General features: G+C 50.8%; 17 protein-coding genes and 1 pseudogene. 10 read left to right on the top strand and 8 right to left on the bottom strand.

Annotation, left to right across the window (positions count from 1 at the left end; genetic code table 11):
- Positions 1–106: 106 nt before the first annotated feature.
- The 3 genes from MKY82_RS25085 to MKY82_RS25075 all read left to right on the top strand — a co-directional run bounded on the left by MKY82_RS25085 (position 107) and on the right by MKY82_RS25075 (position 3,349).
- Positions 107–1,507, top strand: coding sequence for an ABC transporter substrate-binding protein (locus tag MKY82_RS25085; RefSeq protein WP_071223248.1), 1,401 nt, complete (start codon positions 107–109; stop codon positions 1,505–1,507).
- A gap of 101 nt (positions 1,508–1,608) precedes the next feature.
- Positions 1,609–2,499, top strand: coding sequence for a sugar ABC transporter permease (locus MKY82_RS25080; protein ID WP_194544008.1), 891 nt, complete (start codon positions 1,609–1,611; stop codon positions 2,497–2,499).
- A gap of 16 nt (positions 2,500–2,515) precedes the next feature.
- A complete protein-coding gene (locus MKY82_RS25075; protein WP_113060616.1) occupies positions 2,516–3,349 on the top strand; it encodes a carbohydrate ABC transporter permease in 834 nt (277 codons plus the stop codon).
- Positions 3,350–3,453: 104 nt separating this feature from the next.
- Here the strand turns inward: MKY82_RS25075 and MKY82_RS25070 are convergent.
- Positions 3,454–4,383: pseudogene (locus MKY82_RS25070) on the bottom strand (AraC family transcriptional regulator).
- 199 nt (positions 4,384–4,582) lie between these two features.
- On the opposite strand from MKY82_RS25070, the gene MKY82_RS25065 reads away from it, so the two are divergent.
- The 4 genes from MKY82_RS25065 to MKY82_RS25050 all read left to right on the top strand — a co-directional run bounded on the left by MKY82_RS25065 (position 4,583) and on the right by MKY82_RS25050 (position 7,226).
- Positions 4,583–4,846, top strand: a complete 264-nt coding sequence (locus MKY82_RS25065) for an Atu4866 domain-containing protein (protein WP_220684264.1) — start codon at positions 4,583–4,585, stop codon at positions 4,844–4,846.
- A gap of 65 nt (positions 4,847–4,911) precedes the next feature.
- Positions 4,912–5,649 (top strand): SDR family oxidoreductase, encoded by a 738-nt coding sequence (locus tag MKY82_RS25060; protein WP_220684265.1) that lies wholly within the window; start codon positions 4,912–4,914, stop codon positions 5,647–5,649.
- Positions 5,650–5,927: 278 nt separating this feature from the next.
- Complete coding sequence (locus tag MKY82_RS25055; RefSeq protein WP_339294619.1) at positions 5,928–6,278, top strand: VOC family protein; 351 nt, start codon at positions 5,928–5,930, stop codon at positions 6,276–6,278.
- A 147-nt stretch (positions 6,279–6,425) separates the two neighbouring features.
- Positions 6,426–7,226 (top strand): TetR/AcrR family transcriptional regulator, encoded by an 801-nt coding sequence (locus MKY82_RS25050; protein ID WP_339294618.1) that lies wholly within the window; start codon positions 6,426–6,428, stop codon positions 7,224–7,226.
- 423 nt (positions 7,227–7,649) lie between these two features.
- Here MKY82_RS25050 and MKY82_RS25045 read toward each other — a convergent pair whose 3' ends face one another.
- The 3 genes from MKY82_RS25045 to MKY82_RS25035 all read right to left on the bottom strand — a co-directional run bounded on the left by MKY82_RS25045 (position 7,650) and on the right by MKY82_RS25035 (position 10,905).
- Positions 7,650–8,438 (bottom strand): ABC transporter permease, encoded by a 789-nt coding sequence (locus MKY82_RS25045; RefSeq protein ID WP_339294617.1) that lies wholly within the window; start codon positions 8,436–8,438, stop codon positions 7,650–7,652.
- The gene (locus MKY82_RS25040; protein ID WP_339294616.1) at positions 8,438–9,322 is read right to left on the bottom strand and encodes an ATP-binding cassette domain-containing protein; all 885 of its coding nucleotides are present in this window, start codon (positions 9,320–9,322) and stop codon (positions 8,438–8,440) included. The genes MKY82_RS25045 and MKY82_RS25040 overlap by 1 nt, the downstream gene beginning before the upstream one ends.
- A 233-nt stretch (positions 9,323–9,555) precedes the next feature.
- Positions 9,556–10,905 carry an alpha-L-fucosidase gene (locus MKY82_RS25035; RefSeq protein ID WP_339294615.1) on the bottom strand — a complete coding sequence of 450 codons (1,350 nt, stop codon included), beginning with the start codon at positions 10,903–10,905 and terminating at the stop codon, positions 9,556–9,558.
- 119 nt (positions 10,906–11,024) lie between these two features.
- Between MKY82_RS25035 and MKY82_RS25030 the strand changes: the two genes are divergently transcribed.
- A complete protein-coding gene (locus MKY82_RS25030) occupies positions 11,025–11,852 on the top strand; it encodes an AraC family transcriptional regulator (RefSeq protein WP_194543999.1) in 828 nt (275 codons plus the stop codon).
- Between the two features lie 64 nt (positions 11,853–11,916).
- On the opposite strand, the gene MKY82_RS25025 is transcribed toward MKY82_RS25030, so the two are convergent.
- From MKY82_RS25025 to MKY82_RS25015, 3 genes are all read right to left on the bottom strand, one after another.
- Positions 11,917–12,219 carry an antibiotic biosynthesis monooxygenase gene (locus MKY82_RS25025; RefSeq protein ID WP_339294614.1) on the bottom strand — a complete coding sequence of 101 codons (303 nt, stop codon included), beginning with the start codon at positions 12,217–12,219 and terminating at the stop codon, positions 11,917–11,919.
- Positions 12,220–12,224: 5 nt separating this feature from the next.
- Positions 12,225–13,217, bottom strand: coding sequence for a YafY family protein (locus tag MKY82_RS25020; RefSeq protein ID WP_339294613.1), 993 nt, complete (start codon positions 13,215–13,217; stop codon positions 12,225–12,227).
- Positions 13,218–13,283: 66 nt separating this feature from the next.
- A complete protein-coding gene (locus tag MKY82_RS25015; protein WP_339294612.1) occupies positions 13,284–13,781 on the bottom strand; it encodes a DinB family protein in 498 nt (165 codons plus the stop codon).
- 202 nt (positions 13,782–13,983) lie between these two features.
- On the opposite strand from MKY82_RS25015, the gene MKY82_RS25010 reads away from it, so the two are divergent.
- Positions 13,984–14,904 (top strand): phosphotransferase family protein, encoded by a 921-nt coding sequence (locus MKY82_RS25010; protein ID WP_339294611.1) that lies wholly within the window; start codon positions 13,984–13,986, stop codon positions 14,902–14,904.
- 87 nt (positions 14,905–14,991) lie between these two features.
- Complete coding sequence (locus tag MKY82_RS25005; RefSeq protein WP_339294610.1) at positions 14,992–15,363, top strand: hypothetical protein; 372 nt, start codon at positions 14,992–14,994, stop codon at positions 15,361–15,363.
- 203 nt (positions 15,364–15,566) lie between these two features.
- On the opposite strand, the gene MKY82_RS25000 is transcribed toward MKY82_RS25005, so the two are convergent.
- Positions 15,567–16,706: a zinc-dependent alcohol dehydrogenase gene (locus tag MKY82_RS25000; protein WP_194543994.1), complete on the bottom strand. Its 1,140-nt coding sequence runs from the start codon at positions 16,704–16,706 to the stop codon at positions 15,567–15,569.
- Positions 16,707–17,452: the final 746 nt, after the last annotated feature.

Below are 17,452 nucleotides of genomic sequence, written 5' to 3'. Positions count from 1 at the left end.
GAATATCCCCACTATTTTCAAAATAGAGTTATATATACGCTCTCGTAAGCGTATACAGAATTTGGATAATATATCAAATGTGCTGCAGCCAAAAGGAGGGAGTAGTATGAAGTCAGGCAAGAGGGGTTTTTGGCTAGTAACGACGGCTTTATTAAGCGTTTCTTTGTTATTCGGTTGTACCGGGGGGAAGGGAGCGCCGGCCGATACCGGCGATCCGGAGCCAGGAAAGGATGGAGAGACGGCCAAGAAAATCATTACTGTAACGTTTCGGGATGACGGGATCGGCGAGAACGGAGCGTTCTATAAATGGCTCAAGGAAGTTTCGGCCAGCTACCCTGACAAAAGCGTAGAGATTAAGCCGACACCGATTCAGGCCTCGGAAGGCGATTATTTTGCCAAGGTGGCCTTGGCGCTCAAGTCAAAAGATACGGCGCCGGATATCGTGACAGAGGATACCTTTATCCTGAATTCTGATGCAAGCGCAGGTTATCTCGAACCGCTTGACGATAAATTGGCGGGATGGGAAGACTGGGGCAACGGTTCCTTCATCGAAGCGATGAAGAAGGGGGTTACTGCCAGCGATGGCAAGGTTTATGGCGTACCGTACAATACGGATTCCAGGGGCCTCTGGTACAACAAGGACATTTTCAAACAGGCAGGTCTTCCGGAGGATTGGCAGCCTAAGAACTGGGAGGAGGTCTTAAGCGCTGCGCGTACGATCAAGGAGAAGGCGCCTGACGTTGTGCCGATCTGGATGAACATGGGCAAGGCTACAGGCGAAGCTACCTCCATGCAAACCTATGAAATGCTGCTCTACGGAACTGGAGAAAGGCTGTATGACGATGCCAGCGGCAAATGGATTACAAAAAGCCAGGGCATTCTGGACGCGCTGACTTTTGTGGAGACGGTCAATAAAGAGAAGCTTGGCCCCCCGCTCTCCAAAGTATTGAATGGTCAGGCAGGCAACACGGCTTCCCGCGAATACCTGCCGCAAGGCAAGCTGGCGATTTCCCTGGATGGATCCTGGATCACAGGTAACTATATGGAATCAGGCGCGGCGCCATGGCCTGAATACAAAGATGTTCTCGGCTTCGCGCCGATGCCGACCAGCCAAGGGCAGGACCCTGGATCGATTACGCTAGCCGGAGGGTGGGCGCTGTCGATTCCAAGCAACTCCAAGAACAAAGACGAGGCTTGGGAATTTATCAAGTATGCGCTAAACAAGGAAAATACGCAGAAGCTTGTCATGTCCTCAGGGAATATCACGGTCCGTGCCGATGTTGCCAAGGATCCGGAATATACGAAAATGCCGTTTAACGAAATCGCGACCGAATACCTGCAGAACGCAGAGTTTAGACCGGCCCAGGAGAAGTATCCGGAAGTGTCGACGCAGATTCAGACCATGGTGGAATCCGTAGCAACGGGAACATCGCCTGCAGATGCCATGAATAAATATGCGCAGGACGTCACCCGCATTGTCGGAGCGGATCATATCTTGGAGAAATAATCGGCTATACGTACAGAACCGGCTTGCTCAAGCGCTCCATGTATCGCGGAGGCTTGGGCAAGCGGTGTTTCAGATCATCTGCACGAAAAGGAGAACGAACCATGAGCAGTCTGTCCGTAGACGTTTACCCGAAACGAAGAAAAACGTATACCTGGCTCTTTTTTTTGCTTCCTTCAATCGCGATTATGCTCGTGTTTTTTATATATCCCATTCTGTTAACGTTCTTCTATTCCTTCACCAACCTGGCGTTAACCGGCGAAGCGGCGAGGGAGCTTAAGTTTATCGGCCTTGACAACTATACCCGGATGTTCCAGGACCCCACGGTTCGGATCAGTATATGGAACACGCTGGTTTTCCTCATCGGCTCGGCTGTGATCGGGCAGCAGGTGCTGGGATTTTTGATCGCGCTGCTGATGAAGCAGAGAAACAAAACGTTTCGGCGAGTGATTGGAACGATTGTGCTTGCAGGATGGGTGACGCCCGAGATTGTATGTGCTCTTTGCTTGTACAGTTTCTTCGGGGATGAAGGCACGCTGAATGCGATCATCACTTTTTTTGGATTTTCGGAAGTGACCTGGCTGTTTACCGTCCCGATGCTGACCATCATTCTTGCGAACATCTGGCACGGCACCGCCTTCTCGATGCTGGTATTTCAAGCAGCGCTGGATGATGTGCCTAACGAAATTGAGGAAGCGGCGGTGGTGGATGGAGCCTCCAAGTGGAAAATCTTCACGCACATCATTATTCCCTACATTAAAAGCACCATTACAACCAACATGATGCTGGTTACGCTGCAGACGCTTGGGGTGTTCGGACTCATCTATGCGATGACCGGGGGCGGTCCGGGCAATTCGACGACGACCCTGCCGATCTTCATGTACAATCAGGCATTTGTGAACTATCAATTAGGCTATGGAACCGCCATTTCGCTGCTGCTGCTGCTGATCGGGATTGTGTTAAGCCTGCTGTATATCAGGTCGATGAAAGAGTAACCAGAGGTGAGATCATATGAATGCCAAACAACGTAAATTAATCTATCGAATTCTGCCGTACGCGATCCTAACGGGGATCGGTATTTGCTTTGTGCTGCCGCTGCTCTGGGTGCTCGTGGCTTCCGTCGATCCGAATGCGATGCAATCGCTGAAGATGCCCAGCAGGGTTACCGGTGCAAACTACGTAGAGGTGATGACCAGCAGCGAGAACCAGCGCGCATATCTGATTGGTCTTGTGATGTCGCTTGGCCAAGCCGTATTGGTTGTTCTTCTGGCGCTGCTCGCAGCTTATCCGCTATCCCGATATCAGATGAAATATAAAAAGCCCTTTATGCTGACCATTCTGTTTATGACATCGCTCCCGATTACGGCCGTAATGGTGCCTGTGTACCAGCTGTTCCTGGGGCTCAAGCTGTATGACAATATTTTTGGCGTCATCTTGTTTTATGTAGCATCGTCCATGCCGTACGGGATATGGATGATGAAGAATTTCATGGATTCCGTGCCGAGCGATCTGGAGGAAGCCGCCTGGGTGGACGGCGCTTCGGTGTTTACGGGAATGCGCAAGGTGGTGGCGCCGCTGATGGTTCCGGGTATTTGTACGGTCGCGATATTTACCTTCTCGGGCAGCTGGGGCAATTTCTTCGTTCCATATATCCTGCTGCAGTCGCCGGAGAAGTTCCCGGCTTCCTTGAAGCTCTATCAGTTCTTCGGGCAGTATGGCATGGTCGATTACGGCAGCCTGGCCGCTTTCTCGGTGCTGTACGCCATTCCGGCGATCATCATGTATATTCTCTCCCAGCAGTTCATGTCCAAGGGCTTCGGGCTGCAAGGCGGAACGAAGGGATAGGGAAAAAACAGAATGAAGGGCATGGGATGCTCAAAATAGAAAAACGGCAGCCATGCCGTTTTTTTGTATTTGGCGAAATCGTTCCCTTGAGCTGTCTGGTCAAATTAAGCATGGCCCTGCCTAGGGCCGAGGTCCAATGACTCGCGCAGACGCTTGATATCCCGGATCGGAGGCAAACCGAACATGCGGGCATATTCCCTGTTGAACTGAGTGGGACTTTCATAGCCGACCTGAAAGGCGGCATCCGCAGCTGCGGATGTTTCTGAGAGCATAAGTCGGCGCGCCTCTTGCAATCGGATTTGTTTTTGATATTGCAGCGGGCTCATGGCGGTGATTTCCTTAAAGTGATGATGAAGCGAAGAAGGACTCATATTGACGGCAGCGGACAGATCAGCGATGTGAAGGGGCTGATTATAATCCCGCTCAATCAACTGGGCCGCTGCCGCGATTCGCTGCGCATGACTGCCGCTGACGGCAAATTGTTTCAGGGATTGGCCTTGTTCCTCTTGAAGGATTCGATAAACAATTTCCTTCGTGACCAGGGGAGCAAGGACGGAAATATCCTCCGGCGTATCCAGAAGGCGCACGAGGCGGACGACGGCGTCCAGGAGTGCCTGATTCATCGAGCTGACAAAGAGGGCTTTTGTGGAGTCGGTTTTCTTAGGAAGAGTTTCTTGGCAGGATGGAATGAGGTCGAAGATCAGATGTCGATCCAAATCCAGTCTAAGGCACAGGTAGGGCCGCTCCGGTGATGCCTGAATCACTTGGCCGGATATGGGCAATTGCAGCGAGACGACAAGATAACTGTTCGAGTCATAAAAATAGCTTTATTGTGCCAGCATGATTAGTTTTCTGCCTTGAGCTACGATGCAAAGTGCGGGCTCGTGAATGGTGTGGATCAATTCCGTCCCGTCGGTTGCCCGTATTAAAGATAGATTGGGTATAGGCGTAGTATGGGTACCGTCCGTACCCGTATATTTTTCGATGTATCCTGCAAGTTCATTCTGCAGATTGCTTCCTCCATGATCTAACATCCCGGTTCGGCGAGCCTCCTCCGATGGTATTTGATTTAATCTTAATCAGGTTTGCAGGAATAGGCAAGAATCATGGTGGATTCGGCTACCGGATAAATACTCCATGAAGGCATAATTAGAGTATCCTCGATGGTTGAAGGCAAGACGGTTATGCATGAAACTCAAGAGGATCAGATAAGTGTAATGAGGAGGTATTGGAATGGATCCAGCTCTTAATGGGAATGAGGTTCAGCATCCCTATATAGGCATGTGGGTGACCAAGGACGGATACATTCGCCACGAACTGCTGCCAAACGGTCGTTATGATGAAGCACGGGGCCGGCGGAAAAGCGCTTATCAAGGACGCTATTTCATTCAAGGCGATCACATCGAATATGTGGATGATACCGGATTCACGGCTGACGGTGATTTTCGGGACGGCGTTCTCTATCATGCAGGGATGGTATTGGTTCGGGAAAACTAAACGTGCGAGATAGAAGAGAACGGTTTGGCTTAAAAGTACAGAACAGGTATCAGGAGGAGAGCTGTATGTCTAACGTTAAAGGAAAAGTCGTGGCCATTACAGGCGCAAGCAGCGGGATCGGTGAAGCGGCAGCCCGGCTGCTGGCACATCACGGTGCTCATGTGGTTCTTGGGGCGAGAAGGACGGACAGGCTGGAGAAGCTTGCTTCCGCATTGAATCGGGAAGGCGGATCAGCTGTTTACCAATCGCTGAATGTGGCTCATCTCGATCAAATGGAATCTTTCATTGACTTGGCGGTGAGCCGATTCGGTAGGCTGGATGTCATGCTCAACAATGCTGGCGTCATGCCTCTGTCACCCTTGGAGGCCTTGAAGGTGGACGAATGGAACCGGATGATCGATGTGAACATCCGCGGCGTCCTCCATGGCATTGCGGCAGGGCTGCCGGTGATGCAGAAGCAGGGCTTTGGTCAATTTATTAATATTGCTTCCATCGGGGCATACGAAGTATCGCCAACCGCAGCCGTTTATTGTGCGACCAAGCATGCGGTTCGGGCAATCTCGGAGGGCCTGCGGCAGGAGGTCGGAAGCGGTATACGGGTCACGCAAATATCGCCGGGGGTAACGGAGTCGGAGCTGGCCGACAGTATCTCCGATGATACGGCCAGACAGGTCATGAAGGAATATCGAAGAATATCCATTCCGGCGACTTCGATTGCGCAAGCGATTGTATATGCTATCGGGCAGCCGCCTGAAGTCGATGTAAATGAAATCATCATTAGGCCGACCGCAAGTTCCGCTTAACTTAAGGATACATCCATGACGATAGCAACCCTCTTTGGGAGCGCTTGGTTCATAGTATCGAGTAAGCATAAGTTTGAGCGCAGGCCTTGGGCTTCTGCATGGAGGGACCACTGCATCAAAGGGCTAAGGAAATCAGCTGTTGAGTAAACCTCAACAGCTTTTTTTGTTGGAAGGATTTGTTATACTTTAGTTATGTATTTTACATAAGGGCGCGTACAGCATGGATGCAATGACTTTCTTTAGCATGAATGAATGAATGAATGAATGGAGGAGACAAGTTGGGAGTTAAACGCATTGTCGCGAATGTCGTAACGAAGGATGTCGCCGCAGCCAAGACGTTTTATCAAGATGTGCTGGGTCTGGATATGTTAATGGATCATGGCTGGATTGCCACTTATGGCTCGCAGGAGAGGATGAGCATACAGATCAGCTTTGCTTCCGAGGGAGGCGGCGGCACGCCCGTCCCGGATCTGTCAATCGAAGTGGATGAGATAGAGGCTGTGCTGGAAGAGATGAGGTCGGCGGGCTTTTCCATTGAATACGGACCCGTTGATGAGCCTTGGGGAGTAAGACGCTTTTTTGTCCGCGATCCGTTCGGGAAGCTGGTCAACATATTGACGCATGTATGAGTGCACGGTGCGTCAAGTTTGGTATCCTAGCAAGTATGCTCATATTCTACTCTGTACATAAGAATCAACGCATATGATATACTGTTTATAATATAAACAATTATCAATGCACATCAGAAGCTAGCATGCAGAAAGGATACACAAATCATGTCAAAAGATGAGAATATAGATCCGGATATTGGATCCAAGCTTCCCGGAGGGGCGGCTCTGAGCTGGGGATTGGTAAAGCCGCCGCAGCGGGGACCGAAACGGGAGATGAGCCTGACGCAGATTGTGCAGACGGCCATCGACATCGCTGATAAAGAAGGGCTTCAGGCGGTCTCCATGAATCGGATCGCATCCGCTTTGGGTTTTACTGCCATGTCCCTGTACCGGTATATTACCAGCAAGGATGACCTGCTGCTCCTGATGCAGGACGCCGTGTGCGATATTCCCATTCCACCGGAAGATTCCGCGGATTGGCGCGAGAATATGCGAATCTACGTCAAATCGACGATGCAGGTATTCCGTGACCATCCCTGGTTCGGCGACATACCGATTGCGGGTATCCCCCTTACGCCAAACAATCTGCGATTTATCGACTGGGGCCTGCGCTTCATGAAGGACATGCCGTTGAATGATTATGAGCGGATGTCTTTGATTCTCCTGTTAAGCAATTATTCAAGATCAAGCGGCATGATGCAGCGGGACATGGACCGCGCCCTGCAGGCAGGATCCACCCCGGAACAATTTAGCGGACTCGATTATACGGCCGCGCTGAAACAACTTGTAACGCCGGATCGGTTTCCATTCCTGCATCCGGTTGTGATGTCGGGAGTCTACACGGAAGAGAATCAGGAAGAGAACCCGATTGGCAACGACATTGATTTCGGGTTGGAACGCATCTTGGACGGCATTGATCATTATCTTCAGGCCAAGACACAGCCCGGACAGTCGGACAAGTCATGATATTCGTCAAAGTTACAGGTCGTGGTTGTAAGAGTGTGGAGTAAGAGAGTACAGACAGAAAGAAAGTGCATTAAGAAAGTACACAGTAAGAGTATGCTGTAAGAGTATACACAATAAGAGTACGCTGTATGAGTACGCTGTATGAGTATGCTGTAAGAGCATGCAGAAAAAGTGTGCCGCAGCTGAGTAAAAAAACCGATCCTCGTATGAGGATCGGTTTTTTGCTAATTCATAAAGCCTGATCCGGGGGACCAGGATCTAGTTTGGTAAATATCGTTTCCGGACGGACATGACCGCCGCTGGAAGGAGGACGAACTCCCTTATGTGGCTCTTAAAAACGCAATACTATATTGTGAGTACTGCTCCCTCTATGCGGTGTGTGGTCCGGGGCATGCTTGAATGGTTACCGCGCTTAAAGCATATTTAACGTCGACCAGCTTTTCGCTTAAAGGTCCACATGCCCCATACCATAGAGGCGACAAGGATGAACAGACACCATCCTATTGCCCAGCCGATGTGATCCTGGACAGATCCACCCGTCAGCAACCCGCGAATGGACTCGATGACCGGGGTGATCGGCTGGTAGCTTGCGATTCCTTGCAGCCATGTCGGCATCGTCTCGGTAGGAACGAAGGCACTGGAGAGGTAGGGGAGGAATAGCAGGGCGAATCCATAGCTGCCGGCCGCTGCCGGACTGCCTGCAACGAGGCCGATGGCGGCATAGAGCCAAGTGAAGGCAAAGATGAACAGCGCGATCAAACCGATGGCGAGAATCCAATCCAGAAGTCCGGCCGAAGGTCTGAATCCGACGAGCAGAGCTACAGCGATAACGACGAATGTCGCCAGCATGTTTCGGGCAAGGCTGGCTACCACATGTCCTGTAATGACACTGATGCTTTGAATGGGCATGGTGCGGAAGCGGTCAATGATGCCATTGGTCATATCCTGGGAGACATCGACGGCCGTGCTGGACGATCCGAAGCCGGCGCATAGCAGGATGATCCCCGGAACCACGTAGTTAACATACTGTCCGCTGGGATCGAGGGCGCCGCCAAATACATAGGTGAACAGCAGCATCAACATGATCGGCAGCACCATCGCCGTTATCATCGCTTCCGCGTTTCGGATGCTGTGACGTAAGCTGCGACCGATAAAGACGGTTTGGGTGACCGCTAAAGACGCTGTTTTTGAGTTCGAAGCTGTTGCTCTCATTATACAATTTCCTCCAATTTCTTGTCGGTTAGCGACAGGAATACATCATCCATATTTGGTCTGTGAAGACTTACACGCGTCTCGCTAGGAAGCAGGCGAGTCAACTCTTGAAGCGTCTGCGCGACATCCCTGATGCTGCCGTTTGTCGGAATCCTGTGAATCACCTCGTCGTGTACGTTGCGGAGCTCCAGCATTTCACCTCCGACCTGCGTCTTCAGCTCAGCCGGGCTCCCCTCAGCAACGATTCGTCCACTATCCAGGACCGCAATCCGGTCCGCAAGCTGATCGGCTTCTTCCAAATACTGCGTGGTCAGCAGTATGGTGATGCCCTGACTCTTCAATTGCAGGATGATATCCCACAGGGTACGGCGGCTGCGTGTATCCAGTCCCGTGGTCGGTTCATCCAGAAACAGAACGGGACGCGGCACGGCAAGGCTGATCGCAAGATCAAGCCGTCTTTTCATTCCGCCCGAATACGTCTTCACGCGCTTGGCTGCAGCAGCTGCGAGATCGAATTGTTCGAGCAGTTCGGCGGTTCGCAGGCGTGCTTCCGCTGCGGATAAACCCGACAGCCTGCATATCATCCGCAGATTCTCTTCCGCGGTCAATACTTCGTCGACGGCAGCAAACTGGCCGGTCAGACTAATGGACTTCTGGACATCCTGCTTGCCCTCTTCCAGATCATATCCGTTGATCCGCACACTGCCTGCATCGGGTGTCACCAAGGTCGATAGAATGTTGATTAAGGTGGTTTTGCCGGCGCCGTTGGGACCGAGAAGGGCAAATACGCTTCCTGCCGGCACGTTCAGGTTGATCCCGTCCAGGACGGTTTGATGTCCAAAGCTTTTACGCAATTGACGAATCTCAACAGCATAGTTACTCATGTTAGGTTCATCTCCTTGAATTATAAATTGTATATATGATAAACAGTTTAATTGATAATTAGTATATTGTATAAACAGTTGACTTGCAATATGTTTTTTTAAGTATAGACGCTGCGTGAGATTACAGGGATGATGGAGCTTCTGGGTATAAAAAAAGAACCTGGCACGATGTAACAAAACATCGTGTCAGGCTCTATTCAGGAATGTAAGCCAGGGTATAGGCCGGCTTGGCGCTATGAACGATCCGATTCGTCATGAAGCTCGAGTTCAATGACGGTATTGCGCTTGTCGGGAAGCGGATACGTGAAGTGTTCAGGTCGCGCGAAATTCACAAATGCGTCCTCGGTGAATTCCGCTGCGCTCCATGGGCGGCTGAGGAACAATTCGTATCCGTCAGCCAGCAGACGGGCCTTCTTCACCTTGTCGGCCATACCTATGAGATTGATCGGTCCGATGGACTCCTCAAAAACGTGGGCATACAGCTTATTGCCTTTTTGGGTATACCGCCCCCAATCCGGTTTCGGATAATCGGCGGCCGCGCAGCCATAGATACTGTCGCCGTTCTTGCTCATCCAGTCACCGATTTCCTCCAGCACGTCGAGGCTCTCCTTAGGAATGACGCCTCTCGCGTCTGGTCCGACGTTCAGCAGCATGTTGCCGTTCTTGCTGACGCATTCCACCAGCTTACGGATGATCGTGGTTGCCGATTTGTAATTGCGGTCAGCGGCTGCATAGCCCCAGTTGTTATTCAACGTGATGCAGGCTTCCCATGGGATCGGGGCACCTGTCTGATCCACGACGCCGTGCGGCGGAATGATCTGTTCAGGCGAAGCGAAATCTCCGCTGTAAACGGAAGGATCGGTAGTGTAGATGCTGCCCCCGCTCTCGCCGCTGCCTTCAAGCCGGTTATCGATAAGAATATGCGGCTGGAGTTCGCGGATCATCTTCATCAGCTCGGTAGCGCGCCACACCTCGCCGCGCATGTTATCATAAGAGAAGTCAAACCACATGATATCGAGTTTGCCGTAGCCTGTCAGCAACTCCCGCACCTGCCCATGCATGTAATCCAGGTATCGGTCGAAGTTTTTCGGATCGCGCTTAAAGGCTTCGTTCGCCCGCATCGGGTGAATGCGGTCCCCATAGGCCGGATAGTCCTCATGGTACCAGTCAATCAGTGAGAAGTAGAGGCCGACTTTAAGGCCTTCTTCACGGAATGCTTCCAGAAACTCCTGCACGAGGTCCCGCCCGGCTTTGGTATTCGTTGATTTATATTCGGTCAGCTTGCTGTCGAACAAACAGAATCCGTCGTGGTGCTTGGCCGTCAGCACCGCATATTTCATGCCAGCTTTCTTGGCCGCTCTGGCCCACTCCCGAGGGTTATAGTCAACGGGATCAAATTCATCGAAATAGGTCTGGTAGTCTTCGATGCTCATCTGTTCCGTGCTTCGGAGCCATTCGCCTCTGGCCGGAATGGAGTAGAGCCCCCAGTGGATGAACATGCCGAAACGGTCGTTCTGGAACCATTGCACGCGCTGGTTGCGATCGTGGATGACTTGAATGGTTGGAGTGGTAGTCGTTGTCATGGATTCAAACCTCCGATTCTTGGAATTGTCGAGTTTGATTTTAACAAGAATGTGTTAGTATGAATAGATAATTACTTAACTCTGACGGGTATTATAATAACTTTAGAGGATAATCGAAGATGAAGAATGAACGAAATGAACATGAAGCCATTCAGCAGATGCTCCTGAACATGCAGGTTCAGATCTGGGAGGCCGAAAGAACGCAGTGCTGGCCGGAGTGGAAGGAATTCGACTACACCGTGTCTTACAACAAGCTCTATTTTATCCTGGATGGGGAAGGATGGGTGAAGATCGGCGATGAGGAGCTGTATCCCGTTCCGGGTCAATTGGTTCTGATGCCGGCACGCACCAGGCAATCCTACTCCGTCATCAGCGGCCGCCCCTATCTTAAATACTGGTCGCACTTCTCGGCGACCGTAGGCGATTCCGACGTGTTTTCCTGGTTGAACGTTCCTTATTGTTATGATTTATCGGGCAATGCGGAGATTCCATCATTATTCCAGCAGTTGGTGGAAGCGCACCGTACCGGTACGATAGCTGCGCGGTTAAAGGAAAAGTCGGTGATGCTGGACATCCTGTCCCGCGTGTTCGAGCACCAGCAGCCGCAGATTCATACGGACAAAATGGAAGATATGGGCAGGCTCCACAAAGTGCAGCAGTACATTAAGAATCACCTGCATGAGGAGATTACGCTGGAGCAGATGGCGGGAACGCTGCATTTGCATCCGAATTATTTTATTAAGTACTTCAAACGGCATTTTGGGATCACGCCGCAAAAATATCTAAGCCTCAAGCGGATGGAGCAGGCCAAACTCATGCTAAGAACCACCTCTCTAAGCATCAAAGAAATTGCAGACGCAACCGGCTTTGAATCAGCGAACTATTTCTCGAAAACGTTTCGTAAAGAGGTTGGTTACAGCCCCTCGGAATATCGGAACAATATATAGCAAAAAAGAGGCTGTCCCTGAAATTCGATTCGGGGATAGCCTCTATTCTTCTGATCAGGTTTGCCTAAAAACCTTTTCCTCCAAGCGGCTTAAGCTTGAGCGGCTCCGCGCCGGCGATCAGCGGACGCCCGAGCTGCAGCAGCTCGGACGTATCGGCTCCCTGCAACGAAGCGGCATGCGCGTCTTGGCTGCGCCACAATTCCGTGACCCATACGGCATTCGGATCGCTGTCCGAAATGTTGACGATATAGAGCTCACAGTCTACGTTATCGCGAAGCATCGCTGCCGCTTCGAGCAGGATCTCCGCAAGTTCATCCCGTTTACCGGGATGGGCAATCAGCTTTCCGTACATCGCGAACTTCTCCATCGGGTTCACCCTTCCTTTTTGGTCATGTCGCTTAGCATGCGTTCGTAATGGAGCGCCATGCTTGTCGTGATCTCTGACAGTTTGAGCACGAGAGAAGCGGGCTCCAGAATGGTTAAAGCTTTGCCGTAAGGGAGTAGAAAATAGGGAACATAGGACATCAGCGAAGACGTATCCAGTTGGAAATGAGCTTCTCCATCACGACGTTTCACGAGAGTATGTCCAAATAACCAATGCTGGCTTAATTCATTCAGTACATGCTCATGGCCTTGGACGACGACATGGATCAGTGGTTCACGGCTGCCTGAATCGGGCAGAAGACTGCCAAGCAGTACATCCTTGGCCGAAAAGTCAGCGGGCCGTTCAAATACATGTTCTGTCAGCTCCAGCCCGATGATCCGATCCACGCGGAAATTGCGAATCTCTTGGCGCAGATGGCAGAAGCCGGCAGCATACCACTGACCCTTCCAATGGATGATGCCGTAGGGGTCGAAGTTTCGGACGACGCGCTCGCCTTCCCTGCCCTTCGAATACGACATCTTCAAGGTTTGTCCTTGCGCCGCGGCATTCTCCAGCGTCTGCAGCAACGGCTGAAGCCCGGTATGGACAGGGGGCTGCAAAACCGAGATGCCGCTGCTGTGCCGTTCGATCTGATGAAGCTGCTCCTCATTTGTATAAAGCTTCAGCTTGTCGATCGCCCGCTCCAGTGCGTCCGTATACGGATAGCCGGTTTCTTTGGCAAAGATCGAAGCGTGCACTAATGCTTTCTGCTCTTCGGCGTCAAACATCAGCGGGGATTCCGCGAACTGCCCGAGGATCCGAAAGCCGCCGTTCGGCCCGGAATCGGCAATGATGGGCGCGCCGCTGGCGCATAACGAATCGATGCAGCGGTACACCGTTCGGACATGGATTTCCAGCTCATCGGCAATTTGCTGTGCGGTCATCTTCTTGCCCGAGCGGAGCATCCACAAGATCGACAGCATATTATCCGCTTTGGACATCTAGATTCGCTCCTTCTAGGATGGGATGATCCCGAATGTTTTACGTTTAAGTAGATTGTATCTTTTCTACACGAGCGGGTCCATGCCCTTGTCGATCCAGGAATCGTAGGTCGGGCCGTAGAGTTCGGGAATCCGCAGGCCGGCTTGTCTCATCAGCACCGTCATCTGTCCGCGGTGATGCGCTTGATGAACCAGGGTAAAATGCAGGAATGCCGCGTTTGTCCATGGCTCTCCGTCGAATTCGCGGGTAGCACGAAGATCCTCCTCGCTCCACTGGGACTGAACCGCATCCAGAAGGTCATGCCGAATCCGGCGGTAGCGGTCCTGAATCTCGGCGGCCGAATCGGGGGTTTCCAGCTCGCGGGACGGGCCATCAAATTGCAAACCGAGCATGGTCATGTACTGAATCGACATCACCAAATGCCAGGCCAGCTGTCCAAGCGTGCGATGCTGCTCCGTCATAGCGGTTTTGAGCGATTCGTCGGTTAAAGCGTTCATGACTTGTTCGGTGATATGCGCCTCTTTTAACCATTCAGTCTTAAAATCCTCTATACTCATGTTCATGTATAACCCTCGCTTTGGTTTAGGATGTGTGCTGCAAGTCGAGTATATTACACCATTCCTGACAGTTACGGTCAGTGATTATGGGCGATACGAATTTATTTATTCCAGGGTTTAGCCGAATATTGATCCGATGGTCTACAGATCCTTCATCATTTATAATGTATGAGATTTAAATTTCGTGAAGGAATATAGGGGGGACAGCATGCAGGAAATGCTTCGTGAAATCCCGGGAGCTCAAGAATGGATCGTCATTCAAGCGATTGACAAGGGCTGGTCGGCAGATCGTAAATATTATGTTCAGGATACGCAAGGCAAGGAGTGGCTCCTTCGGCTATCCGACATCTCTCAATACGAGAGGAAGCGATGGGAGTTTGAAACGGTAAAAAAGCTGGATCCTATCGAAATGCGTATGTCCCGCCCGATTGATTTTGGTGTATGCCGTGATGGCAGCCAAGTGTTTTCCCTGTTCACATGGGTTTCGGGAGAAGATGCCAGGGACGCCATTCCATTGCTGGATTCTGAGGAGCAGTACCGGCTGGGCGTTCAGGCAGGCCAATATTTGTGCAAGATGCATAGCATTCCGGCTGAGAGCGGCTTTGATACGTGGGCGGTTTATTATAATTCCAAGATGGATAGGTACATCAAAAATTATGAGAGCTGCGGTATCCGGCTCGCAGGTGCTGAGAACATCATTCGTTATATGGAGGAGCACCGATATTTGCTTGATGAGCGGCCCCGTTCTTTTCAGCATGGGGATTATCATGTCGGCAATATGGTGGTTACGCCTGAAGGCGAGCTGGGCATCATCGATTTCAACCGGGCGGATTCCGGTGATCCTTGGGAGGAGTTTAACCGGATTACGTGGGATGCTGCGATTAGCCCGTGGTTTGCTTCCGGTCGTATTCACGGATATTTCCAGGGTGGAGAGGTACCGGATTCATTCTTCAGATTAATGGCACTTTATATCGCGAGTAATCAGATTTCCTCGATACACTGGGCAATTCCATTCGGTGAGCAGGAAGTGGAGGTTATGCTGAATCAGGCTCAAGACGTACTGAACTGGTATGAGGGGTTCGAGACGCATATACCCAATTGGTATAAACCGATGCCGGGGTCATCTTAGCCTATCATTGACAGGATAGCAATCTAGAAGAATTTATTGAAGCCGCAGCATGATACGATATAAAAAAACAGATGGAGGTTTGTACTCATGTCATCAGCGGATATTCGGTTTGTCGGCGGAAACAATATTGCCCTTAAAATTCCGAAGTACAAGTATGAGGAAACCGTGCATTTTTACAAAGAGGTTTTGCAGCTGCCTTATTTGGGCTTCAAGGATGGTTCCCACCTCTTCCAGCACGGTCCGAACAATTTATGGCTGGATTGCATGACTCACTATGCTCAGCAGGATGTCTGGTTAGAGGTCACTACGGATCATCCCGAGGCGGCCGCTTCGTATTTGAAAGAGCATCAGGTAGATCGCAGGGATGAGGTGGAGGTTTACGAGAACTCGCAGGGCTACTGGATATCCGATCCATGCGGGACGATCATTCGGGTGAATCCTAGAAAAGTGAGTGAATAGACAAGCCTAACCGGCGTTGGTTAGCCGTTGACGATACATCCCTTGAGACGTGAGGTTATGTCGAAGCGTCCAACCACGTATTCGGTAAAATTTTTTGCTCACTACATTCCATGAACCGGGACACAAAAAAAACCAAGCATCTGCTATCCAAGAAAAAGATTGTGACAGGGATGCTTGGTTTAACTTTTTGCTGAGGAATTACGCTACGGCTTCAGAACCACCTTGGTGCAGTCTTCTTCATGATCGTTAAATATCCGATAGGCATCGCTTGCTTGCTCCAATGGAAGACGGTGGGATACAATCTCGGTTGGGTCGAATTCCCCGGCGGTGATCTTCTTGAACAGCTCCGGCATATAATGGATGACGGGGGCTTGTCCCATGGTAAGGGTAATGTTCCGTTCAAAAATATGGCCGAGCGGGAACATATTGTACAATGAACCGTATACGCCGGTCAGCTGAATCGTGCCGTATTTGCGAACGGCATCGATGGCAATATCGATTGCGCTTAACGTTCCGCCCTGGAGCTTCAGCTTTTGACCGATGGCTTCCATGGTTGACTTCTTGCCGTCCATACCAACACAGTCGATCACAACATCCGTGCCGCCCTTGGTGATCTCGCGGATGTATGCGCCCATATCATCATAGTCTTCAAAATTGAAGATCTCCACGTTGTTCATCCGCTTTGCTTTTTGCAGCCGGTAAGGGAGACGATCCACAGCGATTACCCGTTTGGCCCCCTTCATCCAGGCGAATTTCTGGGTCATCAGACCGATCGGTCCACAGCCGAGCACCGTCACGGTATCGCCCGGCTTCACGCCGGCATTCTCCACGCTCCAATAGGCAGTAGGAAGAACATCAGACAAAAACAGAAGCGCTTCATCCTCCAGCTCGCATGACTCAGGGATGACAAACGGCATAAAGTTCCCGTACGGCACGCGCAAATATTCAGCTTGTCCGCCAGGGTAGTTGCCGTAGCGTTCGGTGTAACCCAAGAACCCTCCGGCATGGACATCCGGGTTGCGATTGGAATTGTCGCATTGACTCTCCATATCATGATTGCAATAGTAGCAGTGACCGCAAGAAACATTGAACGGAAGAACGACGCGGTCGCCTTTTTTCACGCGGGTTACGTTGGCACCGACCTCTTCTACGATCCCCATGGGCTCATGGCCGATCACGAAATCTTTAGCCGCAGGCATAGCTCCTAGGTATATATGAAGATCGGAACCGCAAATGGCTGTAGAGGTGATGCGGACGATAATATCATCCTGGGTCCGAATGGATGGATCCTCTACGTGTTTGACCTGAATGTCTTTTGCGCCTTGAAATGTGACTGCTCTCATACGTTCCCTCCTTATGCGTTGTACAGAAGTTCTCTTTTTTAATACCCGATATCCAATTGTATTAACATCCCCACCGCTATTCATGCCTATGCGCTGATACGCGCAAAAACATAGTTTGTGGAAGAAAGACCAGTGCTAATTACTTCTGATGGTCGCTAGGGGCACGCGTATAAGTGAACCGGCTGCGCAAACCTCGATGACAAACGTGTAAAAGTGAACCGGCTGCGCGAACCTCGATGACAAAAGTGTAAAAGTGAACCGGCTGCGCAAACTGATGACAAACGTGTAAAGTGAACAGGCTGCACAAACTGATGACAAACTTGGCAAAGGGGATAAACGTGATAAACGTGTCAAAGGGGATAAATGTAGCAAACGTGCCAAATGAGTCAAATGGGATTTACCGGACACAGGATACGTTATTTGCTCTGATAAGAGCTAAACTTTAATACTTGCGGACATGAGTTCCGTTATTTGCATAAAAAGTCCGTTTTTCCGCAGCAAAAAGGTTAAATAACGGACTTGGTGTCCGTTAGGATAAGAGAATCGCCTGAAATATGGCGAATAACGGATCTGTAGTCCGTTGGAAGCCGCTTGTTTGGTGATGGCAGCCGTCTGTTAGTGATGGATCCGCATGTTTTGGGGAGAGCAGCCGTATGTAGCTGATGAAACCTTCTTGTTTGGTGATAGCAGCCGACTGTTAGTGATGGATCCGCATGTTTTGGGGAGAGCAGCCGTATGCAGCTGAT

It is taken from the genome of Paenibacillus sp. FSL W7-1279 (assembly GCF_037969845.1).
Taxonomy (GTDB): Bacteria; Bacillota; Bacilli; order Paenibacillales; family Paenibacillaceae; genus Paenibacillus_AQ.
Note: the sequence above shows the minus strand (reverse complement) of the source record. Positions and strands in the feature narration are given on the sequence as shown.